Here is a 17,164-nt window from a genome sequence, read left to right as displayed (position 1 = left end):
AACAATCACCCCCTGAGTATAAATTTTAACATAATTACTATTAAAAAAATATATGAAAATTTTAAATATTTAAGACACAAAAACTTCTACAATACAGACTTTTCGTTTAAAAAAAGGGTCCTATTTAGGACCCTTAACTTTTATACTCTAACTTTTTTTAATACATTCTCTGTAACAGGATTAAATATATTATTTATCTCATCTTTATTTTTCTCATATCCTTCAACAGATAGATTACAAATACTTGAAACCATTGGAAGTTCTCCTAAAAGAGATAAACCATTTTCTTTTAAGAAGCTATCTGTAGACTCTCCGTTAAATAGTTTTATTTTAGTTTCACAACCTGGACAAACTACATAACTCATATTTTCAACTACTCCTAACACCTCTACATCCATTTGGTTTGCCATTTTTACAGCTTTTGCAACAATCATAGATATCATATCTTGAGGTACTGATACCATTACAATACCATTTAGTGGTATTGATTGCATAACAGTTAAGGCTACGTCACCTGTTCCAGGAGGCATATCTATAATTAAGTAGTCTAACTCTCCCCAAATAACATCTTCCCAAAACTGTTTTACAGCTCTTCCCACTATTGGTCCTCTCCATAGTACTGGATCATTTTCATTTTCAACTAAAAAGTTTAAAGAGATAACCTTTATTCCATCTTTAGTTACAACTGGATATATATCATTTCCTTTTCCTCCAGCTCTCTCTCCACTTAAACCTAATAGTCTTGGGATACTTGGCCCTGTTATATCAGCATCCATAATACCTACTTTATATCCTTGATCAGCTAACTGCTTAACTAGTAAAGTAGAAACTGTTGATTTTCCAACTCCACCTTTTCCACTCATAACACCGATTACTTTTTTTATTTTATTTGCAGGATTATTAACAATTCCGCAACTTGTAGATTCCTTTGAGCATGACCCTTGAGATGGGCATGAATTACAACTTGACATTTTTGTCCTCCTTTTCAGTACGTAAATTAAGAAAAATTATGTTTTCTTATATATGCACATTCTAGTATAGTTTAATTCATTTGTCAATTTCATTTTATAAATTAAAATAGCTAAATAGATCTGAATCTATATCATACTTTAGCTTTAACTCATACTCAACCAAAGGATCTCCTTTTTTACCTATGCTCTCTTTAAAACTTAAAACTTTTTCAACCTCTCCTAAATAAAAGAAGTTCTCTCCAGATTTTTTCTTTAAAAATACCTCTATTGTATAGTAGTTATTAGCAATTTTCCCCTCTCCAGTTAAAACTCCTTTTCTTTCTAAGTATCTATTATTCTTAGAAAACCATGTAAATTGTCTTTGATCGTGAAATTCATTGTTATAAACAGCAAATGGAGATGAATCATCTAGTGTTATAAATATAATAACCTTTCTTTGCTCTTCAAATATTGTATAACCACTCACTTGATAACCGTTATTAAAATCTAAATTCAGATTCCAAAAAGCCTCTTGTTTTGTGTACTCTTTATACCTTAATATTGTCTCTTTTGTAGTTTGCTTATAATTTTTCAAAACATAATTCAGATTATACTCTATCAAATCATCTATTAAAATTTTAAAGTAACTATTTTTTTCATAGCTCTTTTCAAACTCTTTTTTTAAACTAAATCTATCTCCCTCTTCTACTATTGCTTCATACTCTTTTATTGTAGATAAGCTAGTAAAAATATTTTTAGACAAATGTTTTATTGCATTTTCAATATTTTCCCTCTGCTCTATTAAAAAGTAATCTTTTTCTAAAATCTTCTCTATATCCTCTATAGAACTATCTTTATTAAGTAACAAAGTTTTTAAAATAACAATTTCATGGACTCTTTTACTTGGAGTGAAAGCAGACGATAAAAAAGTTAGATAGTTTTTTTCAAGTTTTGAAAGTTCACCTAAAGATAGAGTTGGTCTCAACGTCTTTAAAATCTCATCATAATCTTTTCTAAACTTTAATATAACGCTAGGCTCTATCATATCCCTTTGGAAAAAATCATTAAGCAAAGGTATTCTTCCTAACTGTTTTTCCAAAAGGTTAAAATCATGCTCTATATTTTTTTTAGTTGAGAAGTTTGTTTTATTTATATTTTCAAAGATTCTTTCTTTTACAATAGTTTCAAAGGTTATAGTACTTTCTCCTGGAATCATATTTGTTCCATTTATTAAAAATCTTTTCATAAAATCTCTATCAAAACTATTATTTTGTGATATAGCTGTTGGTATTAAAAAGTTTTTCTCATAGTTTCCTATAAAATCTAATATTACAACATACTCCTTATTTTCACTTTTTCTAAGCCCTCTTCCCAGTTGCTGAATATAAACTATTGATGACTCTGTTGGTCTTAAAAATATAACTTGATTTACACAAGGTATATCTACACCCTCATTAAATATATCTACAGTTACAATATATTCAATCTCACCTTTCTCTAGACTATCTATAGTATTTTCTCTTTCTAGATCACTACTTTTCCCACTTAAGGCTTTAGCTTTTGTCCCTTTTTCATTTAATTTTTCTGCTAAAGCTACTGCCTCTTCAACTTTTGATGCAAATATAAGTCCATGAAGTTTATCACCGCTGTAGCCATAGTATCTACTTTTTTCAACTATATGATTTACTCTTTCATCTAGCACTAAGTTTTTCACTGAAGTTTTTTCATCAATCTCTTTACCATCTATAGATATATCTGAGATTCCAAAATAATGAAAGGGAGATAATAACTCCTCTTTTAGTGCATCATGAAGTCTAATCTCATAAGCTATATTGTGATCAAATAGAGCGTATATATCAAAATCGTCACTTCTTTCTGGAGTGGCAGTCATACCTAATAAAAATTTAGGTTTAAAATAGTTTAAGATTTTCTGGTAGCTTTTAGCTCCACTATGATGCACTTCATCTACAACTATGTAATCAAAATCTTCTTTTGAAAATAACTCTAAATGTTTATCCTTACTCAATGTTTGAACCATTGCGAAAACCACATCTTTATCTATTAATATATCTTCACCATATATACACATATTTTTATCTTTCATTATAAGTTCAAAACTTTTTTTAGATTTTTCAAGTATTGTTTTTCTATGTGCTAAAAATAAAACTTTTTTAGGATTTGCTGCTTTTACATCAAAAGCACTTAAATATGTTTTTCCTGTACCTGTAGCACTTATTAACAGTCCTTTATCTTTAGTTTTTCTCAAAACTTCAAAGGCTTTTAAAGCCTCTCTTTGCATAAGGTTTGGCTTAATCTCTATACTTTTTTTAACTTTTTCTTTTTGTAACTTTACCATTTTTTTATTTAAGTTATATATCTCTTCATAACTCTCTATTATATCTAAAGTTAGATTTGGAAGATTATTAAAAGTTTTATTAAACTCACTTATAATCTCATCAGCTATTTTACCTTTTTCCAAAGAGCTAACTTTTAAATTCCACTCAAAATTTACAGTTAGTGCTGTTTGAGTTAAGTTACTACTTCCTACAATTAGTGTCCAAACATCATTTTTTTTAAAGAAATATCCTTTAGCATGAAACTTTTCATTGCTTAAAAGTTTTACTTCTATATTATTATATGATAACAGTTTTTTTAAAGCTTTTGGTTGAGTAAAATTTAGATAGTCCCCTGTTAAAACTTTTCCTTTAACTCCTTTTTTCTCTAACTCCTTTAGCTGCTCTAATATTAAAGAGATACCTCCCTCTGTTATAAAAGCCACTGAAATTATAAATTCATCACAACTTTCAAGCTCTTTTCTTATATCTGTTACTATTTTTTTCTCTCTATTTGACAAAAGCTTATGTTGATACTCACCCTTTGATTCTAGTGTAAAATCAATAGAACTTGTTTTCAAGCTTTCTAATATATATCTTTCCATCTCTCACCTTTTATTACATTTAATTTGTATAGTATATTATAGCATATTTTTTAAATACAAAACGACTAAACTTAAAAAGTTTAGTCGTCTACTTATTTATATTATAAAAATTCTAAACAATACCCCGCTACTACCACAGACAGCGTCGTTACAGAAACTAATCCTGAAACTACATATGCTGGTCCTATTTTTTCCATAATAGCTTTATACTCTAAATCTGTTTCAGCTACTGCTAAAGATATCTCTTGAGCTACAAGTAAGGTTGCTGGAAATCCTAAAAGCTGAGCCATAGCAATTCCCATAGATATATTTCTAGATCCAATTATTTTCCAAGTTGGCAATATATACATAGTTATAAAACTTCCTATAACTAAAGCTCCAAATACAACTATTAAATGCCATCCTAAAGAGAGTAAATCTGTTGTTGTTATTTTTGCCAAAGAGGGAATTATTCCAGCAAAAACAGCTATAGTTATAAATCCTGAAGCCTTTCCATGATCTAAAATTTTCTCTGGAACAACCCCGTAGTGAGAAAGTGTAGCACCTATAATTAGACACCATATTGTATTATTTATACTAGTTAAATCTTGTAATAAAAAACCCATGTAAGCTCCTAAAGTTGTTATTCCAAAGCAAACAAAAGGGGTAAAATACGCTTTATTTTTTTCTGAAAATCTTATCTTTTTTCTTTCGTCATCTATTTCATCTTTAATCTCATTTTGTAGACTAAAGTTTTCTCTGTGTTTTTTCACTATATTTTTAGCTTCTTTTAATCCGTAGTAAGAAGCTATTGGTGTCCCTACAAATTTTTGCAAGGCATATATCAATGTACCAAATGCAGCTGCCATTGGAAATCCTTTTTCTAACGCTCCGCTAACCATTATATTTGTAGCAACAATTCCTCCATTTATTATAGGAACTGCTACTAAAGTTGAATTTTTACCAATTATCGGTATTGCTAACATCATAAACCCAATAGCACCAAACATTGAAATCATTGAAACTAAAACTGTTCTCCACTCTGATTTCAATTGTTTGAAATTTACCATTGTTCCCATTCCAAAAACCAAAATAGGACTAGCCCAACGACCAACTTTTGTTAAACCAGATATTTCAACAATATCAACTGGTATTATTTTCAACATAAATAGTATTAAAAAAATAAGTAAAGCTACAAATATCGACGATAACTTAGCTTTTGTAAAAACACTTAATATATCCCCAATAGCAAATATACATATTATAATTGCTAACATCAATAACATCTCTTTCATTTATTACCTCTTTTTCTATTTTAGAAGTTTTTAAAATTTATAGCCTTAATTGTCACCATATTTTGAGTGAATTTTACAGTATTCTCTTCTAGTCTTAGATCACTCCCCATTGAAATCCCGTTTAAAGCTAATCCTTTTAATAAATTAAATAATATCTTGTCACTATCTTCAAAATTTGCCATTTTTATCCAGTCTTTATAATTTCTTTTAACCTCAAATTTCTCCACTTCAAATCCACCAAAATCAAAATCTTTTAAAAGTTCTTTTAACTCCTTTAATGTAAAAAATTTATTATGAGAAAAATCTCTGATTTTTTCACAAGTGTTTTGTAAAATCTGATCTCCCTCATTTGATGAACTATATATATCAACTACTATAATCTCCCCAAAAGGTTTTAATATTCTTTTTAGTATTTGCATAACTCTACTTATATCATGAAAATGATGAAAGGAAAGAACGCATACTATTGTGTCGAAAAAGTTATCTGGAAATTCTGTATTGTGGATATCCCCCTTTATAGCACTTATATTTTTTATCTCTCTTTTTTTTATTTTAGCCTTTAAACTGTTAATCATACCGTTACTTATATCTAAAGCAACTATCTCCTTTGCTTTATCTGCAAGGCTTAAAGATAACAAGCCTGTTCCACACCCTAAATCTAAAACTCTTTTATCTTTAAATGGATGTCCTATATTTAATATTCTACTTAAATATGTATTGTCTGTTAAAAGAGTATATTCATTATAACCACTTGCTTGTTTATCAAAAGATCTTTTCACTTTTTCTAAATAAAGATCTGTATCTTGTAAAAAATCATAGCCTAATGCTATATATATCTTTTTTTCTGAATCAGCCGATATTGTTTCCCCATTTTCAAAACGACTTATAGTTCTTATATTTAATCCAGTTACTCTAGCTAAATCTCTTTGCGTCATTTTTCTTTTTTTTCTAAGTTCAACAACGCTTTCAAAATCCTTTTCAATCATATTATCCCTCTCTTTACCAGAGATCAATTAAATTAATAAAATTTTAATATCACTCTCATTAAAAGCATCACTATAACTGCATCTATAAGAGGAACCATCAATAGTAACTTGTGATATTTTTTTGCCACATCTGAAACTAAAACTATTCTAGCAAAATGTCCTACTAAAGTTCCCATTATTATAACAGTTGGAAATAGTATTGTTGCTTGCTCTTGATTTATAAGCCCTTGTTCATAAAGAAGCAGTGCACTTGCCGCTCCTGCTGCCTTAGCAAAAAAGGCTGCTATTAGAGCTACTGTTGCTTCTCCTGGTAATCCAAAGATTGCCATTACAGGAGATAGATATTTTCCTATTATTGGCATCATCCCTGTCACTGTTAAAATTGCTATTAAAGCATATGCCATAACCATTGCTGGAGCTATTAATTCCAATCCTATATAAAGACCTTTTTTAGCTCCTTTCATAAATGTTTCTACTACACTAACCTGTTTTGTATTTGATGTACTCACTAAATTTCCTCCTAAGCAAATGCTTTATCTTTTTTCGCTTCTTTTTGATTTAATCTTTTACAGTAAAGTCTTACTATATTTGCTCCTATAATTTTTACTACAATTTGAATAAGAATAATCAATCCAACTGGAACAATTGAAACTGCTATAAGTGGTGCTCCTCCAGTTAAAGTATTATTTATTACTCCTGACCCTGCATATTGATAAGCTACAAAAACTGCTCTTTGATCATCTGTTATTTCGTCGTTTTCAAAATGTTCTTTTGTCATTACAGCTCCTACATCTGAAGATGTAAATGTACTTACAAATGTTAATCCAACTACACCAGGTAATCCCATTAAAGGTTTTAAAAGAGGAGTAAAAATCTTTGAAGCTACTCTTAAACCACCTAACTCTTGTGCTACTTCAATAAGTCCTAAAGCTAACATCGTTGTTGGTATAAGTGTTAAAGCAAATAAGAATCCCTCTTTAGCTCCTGTTCCACCAGCTCCTCTAAAGTCTAGTTTTCCAGATACCTTTCCAAAACTTCCTGCTAATGTATTAAAATCTAGTGCTCTTAAAGGCCCTTCAACTTTTTGAAATGCTCCTGAAAATATCATTATCAACATAACTAGTGATAACCATGCTATTATATTTTTTTTAGTATTATTATTACTCATTTTTTTTTATTTCCTTTCTTTGTCTTTTTTATTTTTATTTAAAATCTTTCGGCATATTTAAAACAGTTGCTACTAATAGCTTTGCTCTCTCTTCTAAAGAACTTACCACAGCTCTTTCCTCTAAAGTATGATTAGCATATCCTCTAACTCCTATTGCACACACTGTTGGAACTCCTGCCATAACACTGTACGCCGCATCAGATGCTCCACCTAATACACACTCTTTTGGTTCTACAAATCCATTTTCTAAAGATGATCTCTTTACTAATTCAAATAATCTCATATTTCCATCTGTTTTTTCCATTGGATGCATTAAAGAAACTGTTTCTAATGTTGCTGTAGTTCCCTCTACATATGATGTGTTTGTAATATCTTCTAAAACTTTTTGTGCTATCTCTACATCTTTATTTGTTCTAAATCTTACATCTATTTGAAGTTCACAATCAGCTGGAATACTGTTTGCAACTGTTCCACCCTTTATAACTCCAACATTGTAAGTTATCCCATCATAGTTTGTTAACTTTTCTAAGTTAATAGTTTTATGAGCAGCTTCTTTTATAGCGCTTATTCCATTTTGAGGCTCATTTCCTGCATGAGCTCCTTTTCCTGTTATTTTTATTTTATAAACTGCTCCACCTTTACGTCCTACAGCTATTCTTCCATCTACAAATCCAGTTTCACAGTCAAAAGCTGCTGCAAATCCTTTTACTTCATTTAAAAATACATCTGCTCCTTTTCCTAAAGATGTAGAGTGCTGAATCTCCTCATCTCCTGAATAAACAAGTTTTATCTCTCTATCTATTCCAATATGTTTCAGTGCTTGAGCAGCTAAAAACCCTACTACAACTCCACCCTTACAATCTAAAACTCCTGGACCATAAATTATTCCATCCTCTATTTTAACAGGATTTTCTCCAAACCTTCCTTTTTTATGAACAGTATCCACATGCCCCATAAAAGCTACACCAGGAAGAACATTTTCTCCTTTGTAAGAAGCTACTAAACTATTTCCACTTCCTTCAAAGTTATATATTTTTGTTTCCATCCCTGCTTTTGAAAACTCTTTTTCTAAATACGACTGAACTTTATCAATCTCTTCAAAGTCATAAGAGTACGATTCCATTTTACAAATATTTTCCCACAATAGTCTCATCTCATCACTTTTACTGTCTATAAAACTAAAAGCTTTTTCTAAATTATTTCCCATTATTTTGCATCCTCCAGTTTCTATTAGTTTTTACTCTCCTATTATATTTTCAAAAAAATAATTGTCCACTTTTTTTTTGGAAGTCTCATTCTATAAGCTATTGTCGTGTCTCTTTCTATATGTTGTCTATAAACTGTCTATTTTAAATTAAATTTTCTTTTATACTATCTTCATTTTATTTTTCCTTTTTTTACCTTGTTTTTCCCGTTTTTCTTCATTTTTTTCCCATTTTCGTTACTGTACAAAATATGTATATTTTTAGTTCGCCTTACAAACACTGACTTTCCCATTTTCATAAATTATGTTTATATATCAAAAAATAAAAAAAAAAAGAAAAATTTGGAATATTTATTTTATTTTAATTTTTTGATATCATTACAGAGTAAGAAACATATCAAAGAAAGTCGGGGGACGAGACCATGATAGAAATTAGAGACATTAAGTTAGCACAACAAGGAGACGAAGAGGCAACAGAAAAAATCTTCCACGAGTACCAAAGTTCAATTTTAAGAAACAATCGTAAGTTTTTCTTAAAAGGAGCTGAATCAGATGATTTACTTCAAGAAGGTTATATTGGACTTATGAAAGCCATTAAATCTTATGATGAAACAAAAAATGCATGTTTTAATACTTTTGCAAATCTATGTATTAGAAGACAGATAATAACAGCTGTTAAAACACATAGCTCTGCTAAGTATCAAAATCTTAACTCAGCTGTTATGGGTGAAGAGTATGTTGGATTTGAAGAGGTTACTAAATACAATGCACCATCTATAAACTTCTATAATCCTGAAGAGATTGTTTTAGGAAAAGAGTTAGTTAAACTTTTAGAAACATTTTTAGTTGATAATTTAAGTGATTTAGAGAAAAAAGTATTCTATCATTTATGTAAAGAATACACATATATCGAAATCTCTGAAATTTTAGGAGAGACTCCTAAAAAAATTGATAATACAATTCAAAGAATTAAAAAGAAAATACTTAACTATTTAGGATCATATATTGGAAAATAGTTATTAAAATAAAAGTGTGAGATTAACAAATATCAATCTCACACTTTTTTTTAATTTAATACTTTATCTTTTTCTAATTCAGCTTTCATTTTTTCTGCTAATTTTAAATAGTTATCCCAAGCTGTATTTCTTCTTGTAAATCCACTTTTCTTGTAATTTCCTGATTTTTCTGTAGCAGGAAGGTCTGTTAAATCTAAAAGATTTTGTGTTTTTACAACTTTATTATTTAATTCATCCATTTGCACATTAAATCCTATACGTGATGGTTCATCATACATAATACTCCAATACTTTGATTGTCTATAAAAACTTTTTAAACTCTTATCTTTTATTTCATCTTTAGTATCTGCAAATATTTCATCATATTTACACTCTACTATCTTCCCATTTTCTACTATAACTTTTAAAAATCCTGTTAATCCATTTCCAAAGTTTTCTGAAATGCTATAGTATTTAGCATTAGACTTTTTATTCATTTTAGAATTTAGTTTTTCTGCTAAAGGAACCATAGATTGTTGAATACTATTTGATGCTCCAGCTACCATATCAAAAGTTCCTGTTAATCTTTGTTCTTTTATCATTTGATTTTCAGCAGCTAAAACTCCCTCTATCCAAGCTACTCCACTTTTTTCTGCCATTGAAAAATTATATGGTGATAGTCTTTTTGAAACATTTTGATAAAAACGATTGTAATAATTAGGTCTTGTTAACTCATTAAACTCTACATGAACTAATTTCCCATTATTTTTTACTACTTCTAAAGTTCCTAAATGTCCTTGACGAAATCTTTCCTCAATTTTATAGTAATCACCTTTTACAACACCCTCTTTAGGCTGTACTGTCCAATTAGGTATTTTTGTTTCACTCATAGTAAGAGATGACACAAATATTAATGCACTTAATAAAAATACTTTTTTCACTTTACCCTCCAAAACTTTTCTTACAAATAGTATACCGTTATTTCAAACTAAGTCAAGTTTTTGAGTTTTTTCTTTAATCTTTCAAGTTTTGAAAAACTTTTTTCAATATTTTGCAAAATAAAATTTTACTTTTTATTTGTGATGTGATAAAATTAACAATATAATTTAATAAATAGGAGAAAGAAATTTATGAAGAAACTTAGTAACAGTACAACTATAATTATCTCTATGTTTTTAGGTATAATTGCTGGACTTATTTTAAAAGATAAAGCAGCAATATTTGCACCATTAGGAGACATATTTTTAAAATTAATCACAATGCTTATTGTTCCATTGGTATTTTTTAACATCATTCTTGGAGCTATCTCTTTAGGTAAAACGAAATCTGCTGGAAAAGTTGGACTTTTAACTTTAGGATACTATCTATTTACATCATGTATCGCTGTTGTTATTGGAATTGGAGCTGGATATATATTCAATCCTGGAATTGGAGTTGTAGTTCCTGCATCACTACTAGCAAAAGAAGGAGCTTATGCAGGGGCAAACTCTGGATTAGATTTCTGGGGAACTATTATCAATATAATACCTGATAATCCATTTAAATCACTTATAGAGGGAAATATTTTACAAATTATTTTCTTTTCACTATTCTTTGGACTATGTTTATCTAAAGTATCTGATGAGAAACAAAAACCAATTATAGATCTTTTAGAAACAGTTAATGAAACTTTAATAAAGATGATTGAAAAGATACTTCTTTTAGCTCCACTTGGTGTTTTCGCACTAATGGCTAACTCAATTGCACTTTTTGGTATCAATATACTTTTACTAGTTACAAAGCTATTTTTAGTATTTACTTTAGCTCTTGGTTTAATACATTTTATTATGTTACCAGGATTTGTTAAACTGTTTACTGGAATATCGCCAATTAAATTTATTAAAAAGACTGCACCTGCCCAGATTTTAGCATTTTCAACTGCTTCATCTATGGCTACATTGCCAGTTAATACTGAATGTTGTAAAAAACTTGGAGTTAAAAACTCAACTGCTTCATTTATATTACCATTGGGAGCTACTGTTAACATGAATGGAAATGCTATGTTATACGGTCTTGTAACTATGTTCTTTGCTCAGATGTTCAACGTTGATCTTGGGCCAAGTGAGTATGTAGCAATTGTTCTTACATCTGTTCTTGGAGCTGTTGGAACTGCTGGAGTTCCTGGACCTTCCCTGCTTGTTGTTGCTGTTTTAGCTGCTGCTGGTGTTCCTGTTATAGCTCTTCCACTAGTATTTGGAATTGACAGAATAATGGATATGATGAGAACTTCTACTAACATCTTAGGAGATGCTTCATGTGCAGTTATTATGGAAAGTATATTAAATAAAGAAAAAGAGGTTGTATAACCTCTTTTTTTTAATCTGACAATATTTTATTATTTCATCTCTTTAACTGATGAAGCAGGTAAAATAACCTCTACTTCTGAATGTGGTCTTGGAATTACATGTACAGATACTAATTCTCCAACACGTTGTGCTGCTGCTGCTCCTGCATCTGTAGCTGCCTTAACTGCTCCAACGTCTCCTCTTACCATAACTGTTACTAATCCTCCACCTACATACTCTTTTCCAATTAAGTATACATTTGCTGCTTTTACCATTGCATCTGCCGCTTCTATCGATCCTATTAATCCTTTAGTTTCTATCATTCCTAATGCATCGTATTTCATATTTTATTCCTCCTAAGTTTTATTTTATTATTTTTTTATTTTATTTTTTTATTATTTTTATTTTAGAACTACTATTTATTCCCATTGCATTGGCTTCTTCAATATCTAAATGACACTCTAAAGTAAATGTTTTGTCTACTCTAATACATGTATTTTCATATTGTCCGCCTCTTGGACCATCAACTTCAATGGCAACAACTTCACCATTGCTAACGTTAAATCTTTTAGCATCCTCTTCGTCCATATGTATATGTCTTTGAGAAACGATAGCTCCCTCTGACAGTATAACTGTTCCTTTTGGTCCTATTAGTGTTATCCCAGAAGACTCTTTAATATCTCCTGACATTCTAATCTCAGGTTTTACTCCTAACTTTAAGCAATCTCCTACAGAAACTTCAACTTGCGTTTCTTTTCTTGCAGGTCCTAAAACTCTAACTTTTTCTATGACACTTTTGGGCCCACAAATTGTAACAACTTCTTTTGCTGCATACTGACCTTTTTGAGAAAGATCCTTAATTTTATTAAGTTGGTAACCTCTTCCAAATAAAGTCTCTATATCCTGCTCTTTTAAATGAATATGTCTATTTGATATTCCAACAGGTACAGTAAGCTTTTTTTCCTCTACCACTTCTAAAATTTTTTCTAATAATATCTCTAATTTATCCATTTTTACCTCTTTATTGTAGATAAAATTTCTTCCATAAGCTTTACTAACTCTGGATTTTCTAACAACTCTTTTTCAAGAATATTTTTCTCAACTCTATCTTCTCTTTTTTCTGAACCATAAACAGTTATACCTTTAACTTCTTTTACAGGCTCTCTTTTTAATTCGTTACAATCAATTAACCCATAAGCTACTCTTTTTATATTCAGTAAATGCATTGGAGTTACATTTTCAGAAATCGAACTTCCTCCCCATGTACCACACCCTAGTGTAAACGACGGCATAAGTCCTGTACTTCCTCCAGTTCCACCTTGAGAACCACCTGTATTTACAAGAATTCTTGAAGCTGGTTTTTTAGCAAATTTTCTTACTATATCTTCATCTTCTGTATGAATACTCATTGTATGACCTATTCCATTTTGTAAAAGAGCTATACTTAAATCACAAGCTTCTTGCCAGTTTTTAGTTACATAGAATCCTAAAACAGTTGTTAACTTCTCAAAAGATAGTGGATTTCCTGCTCCAACTCCATTTTGTCTTCCAATTAGCACTTTTGTTCCATAAGGAATTGTAAATCCTGCAGCATTTGCTATTACATCTGCTGATCTTCCAACAAACTTAGCATTCATTGCATGCCCTTGTTTAAATAGAAGTTCGCAAACTTTTTTTGTTTCAGCTTCACTCATAAAGTATCCGCCTTGCTTTTCAAACTCTCTAATAACCTGTGCTTCATTACACTCTTCACAAATTATAGATTGCTCTGATGCACATATAGTTCCGTTGTCAAAAGTTTTACTTGCCATTATATTTCTTACAGCCTTCTCAATATTAGCTGTTTTTTCAATATATGCTGGTGAATTTCCTGCTCCAACTCCCAGTGCTGGTTTTCCAGAGCTATATGCAGCCTTTACCATTCCTGGTCCACCTGTTGCTATTATTAAAGCAACTTCTGGAGCTTTCATAAGTTCGTTTGTAGCTTCCATTGTACACATCTCTAAGCAACTTACTATACAATCTGGAGCTCCAGCTTCTACTGCAGCCTTACACATTAGTCTAACAGCTTCTCTTGTACATTTTTGAGCCGATGGATGCGGTGTAAACACTATTGCATTTCTTGATTTTACAGCTATTATAGATTTAAATATCGCTGTTGATGTTGGATTTGTCGATGGAATAATTCCTAAAATTAATCCCATTGGCTCAGCAATACACATCATTTTTTTCTCTTTATCCTCTTCTATAACTCCTACAGTTTTCATATCTTTTATAGAATCATATAAAATTGTTGAAGCTAAATGGTTTTTAAAAGTTTTATCTTCTACTTTTCCAAAACCTGTTTCTTCCACTGCCATTTTAGCTAGACACTCTTCATTTTCTTTAGCTACTCTCACCATATTTTTTATTATTTTATCTATCTGTTCTTCAGTATAATCAGAGATTTTATTTGCTGCACACTTACCTTTTCTAGCTAAATCTCTTGCATGCTGAATAGATGTTAAATCTTTATCAAACATTTTTATTTTTTCCTCCTAGCTACTTTTCGTTGTAAAACTTCCTCTTGAGCTTTTTCTTCTATTTCTTCCATAAAATCTTGTGAAATAACTTCTGTTATTTCCTCTTTTATCTCTAAATCCTGTGTAGTTGTCTCTTTAACAACTTCAACTAGCTCTATAATCTCTTCTTCTATTTCTTTTTGCACTTCTTTTGGCACTTCTTTTTTTAAAATATTTTCAACTTCATCATGAGGTCTTGGTATCACATGAACTCCTAAAAGTTGTCCTACTGATTGCGCTGCTGCTGCACCTGCATCAACAGCAGCTTTTACTGCACCTATATCTCCAGTTATCATAACTGTCATTATTCCGCTTCCCACTTTTTCTTTACCCATTAAATTTACATTAGCTGCCTTTACCATAGCGTCTGCAGCTTCTATAGCACCTATCAATCCTCTTGTTTCAATCATTCCCAATGCTTGCATTTTTTCTTACCTCCCTTCCTACAAAAGAGATTCACTCCAAGTTAAATCTTTTGAAAAATATAGTAATGTTGCTATATTTTTAGAACCTATTTTTAATTCTATTTTTTCAGGTATATTTATTAAATCGCCTTTTTTTCCAAAATACCTTTTTCCATTAAGAATTACGTCAATTTCTCCATCTACAACATATAGATTTCCTTTAGACTTTGTCTTTTTTATAAAACTATCTCCATCTATTTTTAAAAATCCTATTATTTCATCTTTAGTTTTAACTAAATCTTGAGAAAATATATTTAAATTTTTAAAAATCTTATCGTATTTGATTGTATCCCCTTTTATTAAAGTAAATCCCGTTAAGTCTGTCTCTTTTTCAAATTTTTTCTCATTTAAGAGAATTTTCATAATAGCTTTTTGTAACCCTTGATCTTTTGAAACAACTTTAAAAAACTCCATAAGTTTTTCCATATCCATATTCTCAAAAAGGTTATCTTGAGATTTTTTTTCTTTTATTAAAATTTTAATCTCATTATTTTTTATAATATCCTTTGCTGATGGTGTTAAAATTGTATCTTTATCTATTTCAATCTCTTTCACCCCATCAACTACAATTTTTTCTAAATCTTTTGCACATATTAGTTTTTTCAAGTTTTACTCCTTTCCAAACTACTTTAACTTGCAATCCTCATCAATTATTCCAACTACAATAGCATCAACAGGAACACTTCTTCCTATCATCTCTCTAGCTGAAGAACCTGTACTTATAATAACTCTATCCCCTATTCCAGCTCCTATAACATCTACAGCTATTATTCTATTTTTAGATGAATCTCCCCTAATCTCCTCTGCTAACATAAACTTCAAACCACTTAATTGATCTGCTTTTCTTGTTGCCCAAACATTATCTATTATCCTTGCTATAATCATATTTTCTCCTTATAAATCTAATATCTCCTGCGTACAGCTCAAAGCTATTCCTAAAGGTGTTACAAACATAGGATTTTTAGGCTTATATACATTTACTTTAACATTCTTCTGGATTACATCTTCTATTCCAGTTAAACACGCTGTTCCACCAACTAAAGATATATTGTCAACTTCATAACCTTTTATATGATTATTTATTATATAAGCAACTTTTTCTATTACTGGTTTTAAAACTGGTAGTAACTCTTTATGATTTTTTATATCTCTTTTATATTCATCAGCTTCTTTAAAAGCTTTTCTATACGTTCCTGATATTACTAGGGAGAAATGTGTTCCACCTGTAGCCTCATCCGCTACAGATATTACCTCTCCATTTTTTAGTATTGAAGTCCCTGTAGTTCCCCCTCCAATATCAACTACTGCACCATTTTTTATCTTTAAAACTTGATTAGCTGCTGTTGGCTCATCAAGTAGATTTGTCAATTCAAATCCAGCTGCTTGAACTACATTTTTAATAGCTCCTCCATCTAAGCTATCTGTCCCTGGAGGTATTGCCGCTGCTGCATAAATCAACTCTGTTTTTAATTTTTCTTCGATCTCTTTTTTCAACTCTCTAACTATATTTATAGCACCTATATAATCAACTACCATTCCATCTTTCACCACATCAGCATATCTATATGCTCCTGCAACAGGATTGTAGTTTTCATCTAAAACTGCTAACACAACGCACGCAGTTCCTAAATCTACACCTGTATAGTAAACTGATGAATCAGTTAGTTTAGGTTTCTTTATAACTTTTTCAAACTCTGCCACTAAGCTATCACAATATTCAAAATCTACTATTTTTTCTAAACTCATAACTCCTCCATCATACGAAGCACAACTTTTTCCATTCTAAATATCATTTGATCTAAATTTTCTACTATATCTATCTTTTTTAAAATTTCTTCTTTACATATTTTCAATTCAAAGATTATTTTTTTTAAAAGAAAAATATATTTTCCATTTTTAAAATACAAATAACTTTCATTTGGATTTAAACTTTCAATATGAGGTAAATTCTCTTGAAACTTTAAAAGCTCACTTTTTCCCTCTAGGGTATCTATTACATTTTTTAGGAATTTTCCTATTTCCAAAATTTCATTGGTACTTTTTATATCTTTACTTAAAAGTTCACTTGTTAAGAAATAAATTTCCATCTCTAAACTTTTTAATTTATAAATATCTTTTTTATCTAAAACAACTTGAGACTCTTTAGCGTTTTCTTTAAATAACTTTATCTCTATTTTTCTATCTAATAGATATTGTCTTCCTCCTGGAGTTAACCTTTGGTCCTCTTTTATTTGGAAGTTTTGAAAAGGCTCTTTTTTATACAAATCTCTTAGATACTCCTCTGTTATAAATTTAAGCAT

At 30.0% G+C, this 17,164-nt stretch carries 17 protein-coding genes and 1 pseudogene; 2 read left to right on the top strand and 16 right to left on the bottom strand.

The features are described 5' to 3' along the window. Positions 1 to 140: 140 nt before the first annotated feature. The 7 genes from NON08_RS09245 to NON08_RS09215 form a co-directional block, all read right to left on the bottom strand. The gene (locus NON08_RS09245) at positions 141 to 971 is read right to left on the bottom strand and encodes an Mrp/NBP35 family ATP-binding protein (RefSeq protein WP_256691194.1); all 831 of its coding nucleotides are present in this window, start codon (positions 969 to 971) and stop codon (positions 141 to 143) included. Positions 972 to 1,065: 94 nt separating this feature from the next. Further along, complete coding sequence (locus NON08_RS09240) at positions 1,066 to 3,888, bottom strand: DEAD/DEAH box helicase (protein ID WP_256691193.1); 2,823 nt, start codon at positions 3,886 to 3,888, stop codon at positions 1,066 to 1,068. Positions 3,889 to 3,989: 101 nt separating this feature from the next. Beyond that, positions 3,990 to 5,162 carry a hypothetical protein gene (locus NON08_RS09235; RefSeq protein WP_256691192.1) on the bottom strand — a complete coding sequence of 391 codons (1,173 nt, stop codon included), beginning with the start codon at positions 5,160 to 5,162 and terminating at the stop codon, positions 3,990 to 3,992. 20 nt (positions 5,163 to 5,182) lie between these two features. Continuing rightward, complete coding sequence (locus NON08_RS09230; RefSeq protein WP_256691191.1) at positions 5,183 to 6,148, bottom strand: methyltransferase domain-containing protein; 966 nt, start codon at positions 6,146 to 6,148, stop codon at positions 5,183 to 5,185. 32 nt (positions 6,149 to 6,180) lie between these two features. Continuing rightward, positions 6,181 to 6,657, bottom strand: coding sequence for a nucleoside recognition domain-containing protein (locus NON08_RS09225; RefSeq protein WP_256691190.1), 477 nt, complete (start codon positions 6,655 to 6,657; stop codon positions 6,181 to 6,183). A gap of 11 nt (positions 6,658 to 6,668) precedes the next feature. Beyond that, positions 6,669 to 7,316 (bottom strand): nucleoside recognition domain-containing protein, encoded by a 648-nt coding sequence (locus NON08_RS09220; RefSeq protein WP_256691189.1) that lies wholly within the window; start codon positions 7,314 to 7,316, stop codon positions 6,669 to 6,671. Between the two features lie 34 nt (positions 7,317 to 7,350). Then, entirely contained in the window at positions 7,351 to 8,523 is a 1,173-nt protein-coding gene (locus NON08_RS09215) for a M20/M25/M40 family metallo-hydrolase (RefSeq protein WP_256691188.1), read from the bottom strand. 419 nt (positions 8,524 to 8,942) lie between these two features. On the opposite strand from NON08_RS09215, the gene NON08_RS09210 reads away from it, so the two are divergent. Next, positions 8,943 to 9,536 carry a sigma-70 family RNA polymerase sigma factor gene (locus NON08_RS09210; RefSeq protein WP_256691187.1) on the top strand — a complete coding sequence of 198 codons (594 nt, stop codon included), beginning with the start codon at positions 8,943 to 8,945 and terminating at the stop codon, positions 9,534 to 9,536. A 50-nt stretch (positions 9,537 to 9,586) separates the two neighbouring features. Here the strand turns inward: NON08_RS09210 and NON08_RS09205 are convergent, their stop codons facing one another. Continuing rightward, complete coding sequence (locus NON08_RS09205; RefSeq protein ID WP_256691186.1) at positions 9,587 to 10,456, bottom strand: FMN-binding protein; 870 nt, start codon at positions 10,454 to 10,456, stop codon at positions 9,587 to 9,589. A gap of 189 nt (positions 10,457 to 10,645) precedes the next feature. On the opposite strand from NON08_RS09205, the gene NON08_RS09200 reads away from it, so the two are divergent. Further along, a complete protein-coding gene (locus tag NON08_RS09200; RefSeq protein ID WP_256691185.1) occupies positions 10,646 to 11,860 on the top strand; it encodes a dicarboxylate/amino acid:cation symporter in 1,215 nt (404 codons plus the stop codon). A gap of 29 nt (positions 11,861 to 11,889) precedes the next feature. Here NON08_RS09200 and eutM read toward each other — a convergent pair whose 3' ends face one another. The 8 genes and pseudogenes from eutM to NON08_RS09160 form a co-directional block, all read right to left on the bottom strand. Beyond that, on the bottom strand, positions 11,890 to 12,183 hold the full coding sequence (eutM, locus tag NON08_RS09195; protein ID WP_256691184.1) for an ethanolamine utilization microcompartment protein EutM: 294 nt from the start codon (positions 12,181 to 12,183) through the stop codon (positions 11,890 to 11,892). A gap of 40 nt (positions 12,184 to 12,223) precedes the next feature. After that, positions 12,224 to 12,850, bottom strand: coding sequence for a phosphate propanoyltransferase (locus tag NON08_RS09190; RefSeq protein WP_256691183.1), 627 nt, complete (start codon positions 12,848 to 12,850; stop codon positions 12,224 to 12,226). 2 nt (positions 12,851 to 12,852) lie between these two features. Then, positions 12,853 to 14,361: an acetaldehyde dehydrogenase (acetylating) gene (locus tag NON08_RS09185; protein WP_256691182.1), complete on the bottom strand. Its 1,509-nt coding sequence runs from the start codon at positions 14,359 to 14,361 to the stop codon at positions 12,853 to 12,855. 200 nt (positions 14,362 to 14,561) lie between these two features. Beyond that, a pseudogene (locus NON08_RS09180) lies at positions 14,562 to 14,825 on the bottom strand (BMC domain-containing protein); the annotation flags it as partial. A gap of 18 nt (positions 14,826 to 14,843) precedes the next feature. After that, positions 14,844 to 15,470 carry a hypothetical protein gene (locus NON08_RS09175; protein ID WP_256691181.1) on the bottom strand — a complete coding sequence of 209 codons (627 nt, stop codon included), beginning with the start codon at positions 15,468 to 15,470 and terminating at the stop codon, positions 14,844 to 14,846. 18 nt (positions 15,471 to 15,488) lie between these two features. Continuing rightward, on the bottom strand, positions 15,489 to 15,749 hold the full coding sequence (locus NON08_RS09170) for a EutN/CcmL family microcompartment protein (protein ID WP_256691180.1): 261 nt from the start codon (positions 15,747 to 15,749) through the stop codon (positions 15,489 to 15,491). Between the two features lie 9 nt (positions 15,750 to 15,758). Next, positions 15,759 to 16,610, bottom strand: coding sequence for an ethanolamine utilization protein EutJ (gene eutJ, locus NON08_RS09165; protein WP_256691179.1), 852 nt, complete (start codon positions 16,608 to 16,610; stop codon positions 15,759 to 15,761). Next, positions 16,607 to 17,164, bottom strand: coding sequence for a hypothetical protein (locus NON08_RS09160; protein WP_256691178.1), 558 nt, complete (start codon positions 17,162 to 17,164; stop codon positions 16,607 to 16,609). The genes eutJ and NON08_RS09160 overlap by 4 nt, the downstream gene beginning before the upstream one ends.

Source organism: Cetobacterium sp. NK01 (assembly GCF_024506395.1).
Taxonomy (GTDB): domain Bacteria; phylum Fusobacteriota; class Fusobacteriia; order Fusobacteriales; family Fusobacteriaceae; genus Cetobacterium_A; species Cetobacterium_A somerae_A.
This window is presented reverse-complemented; position numbering and strand designations above follow the sequence as displayed.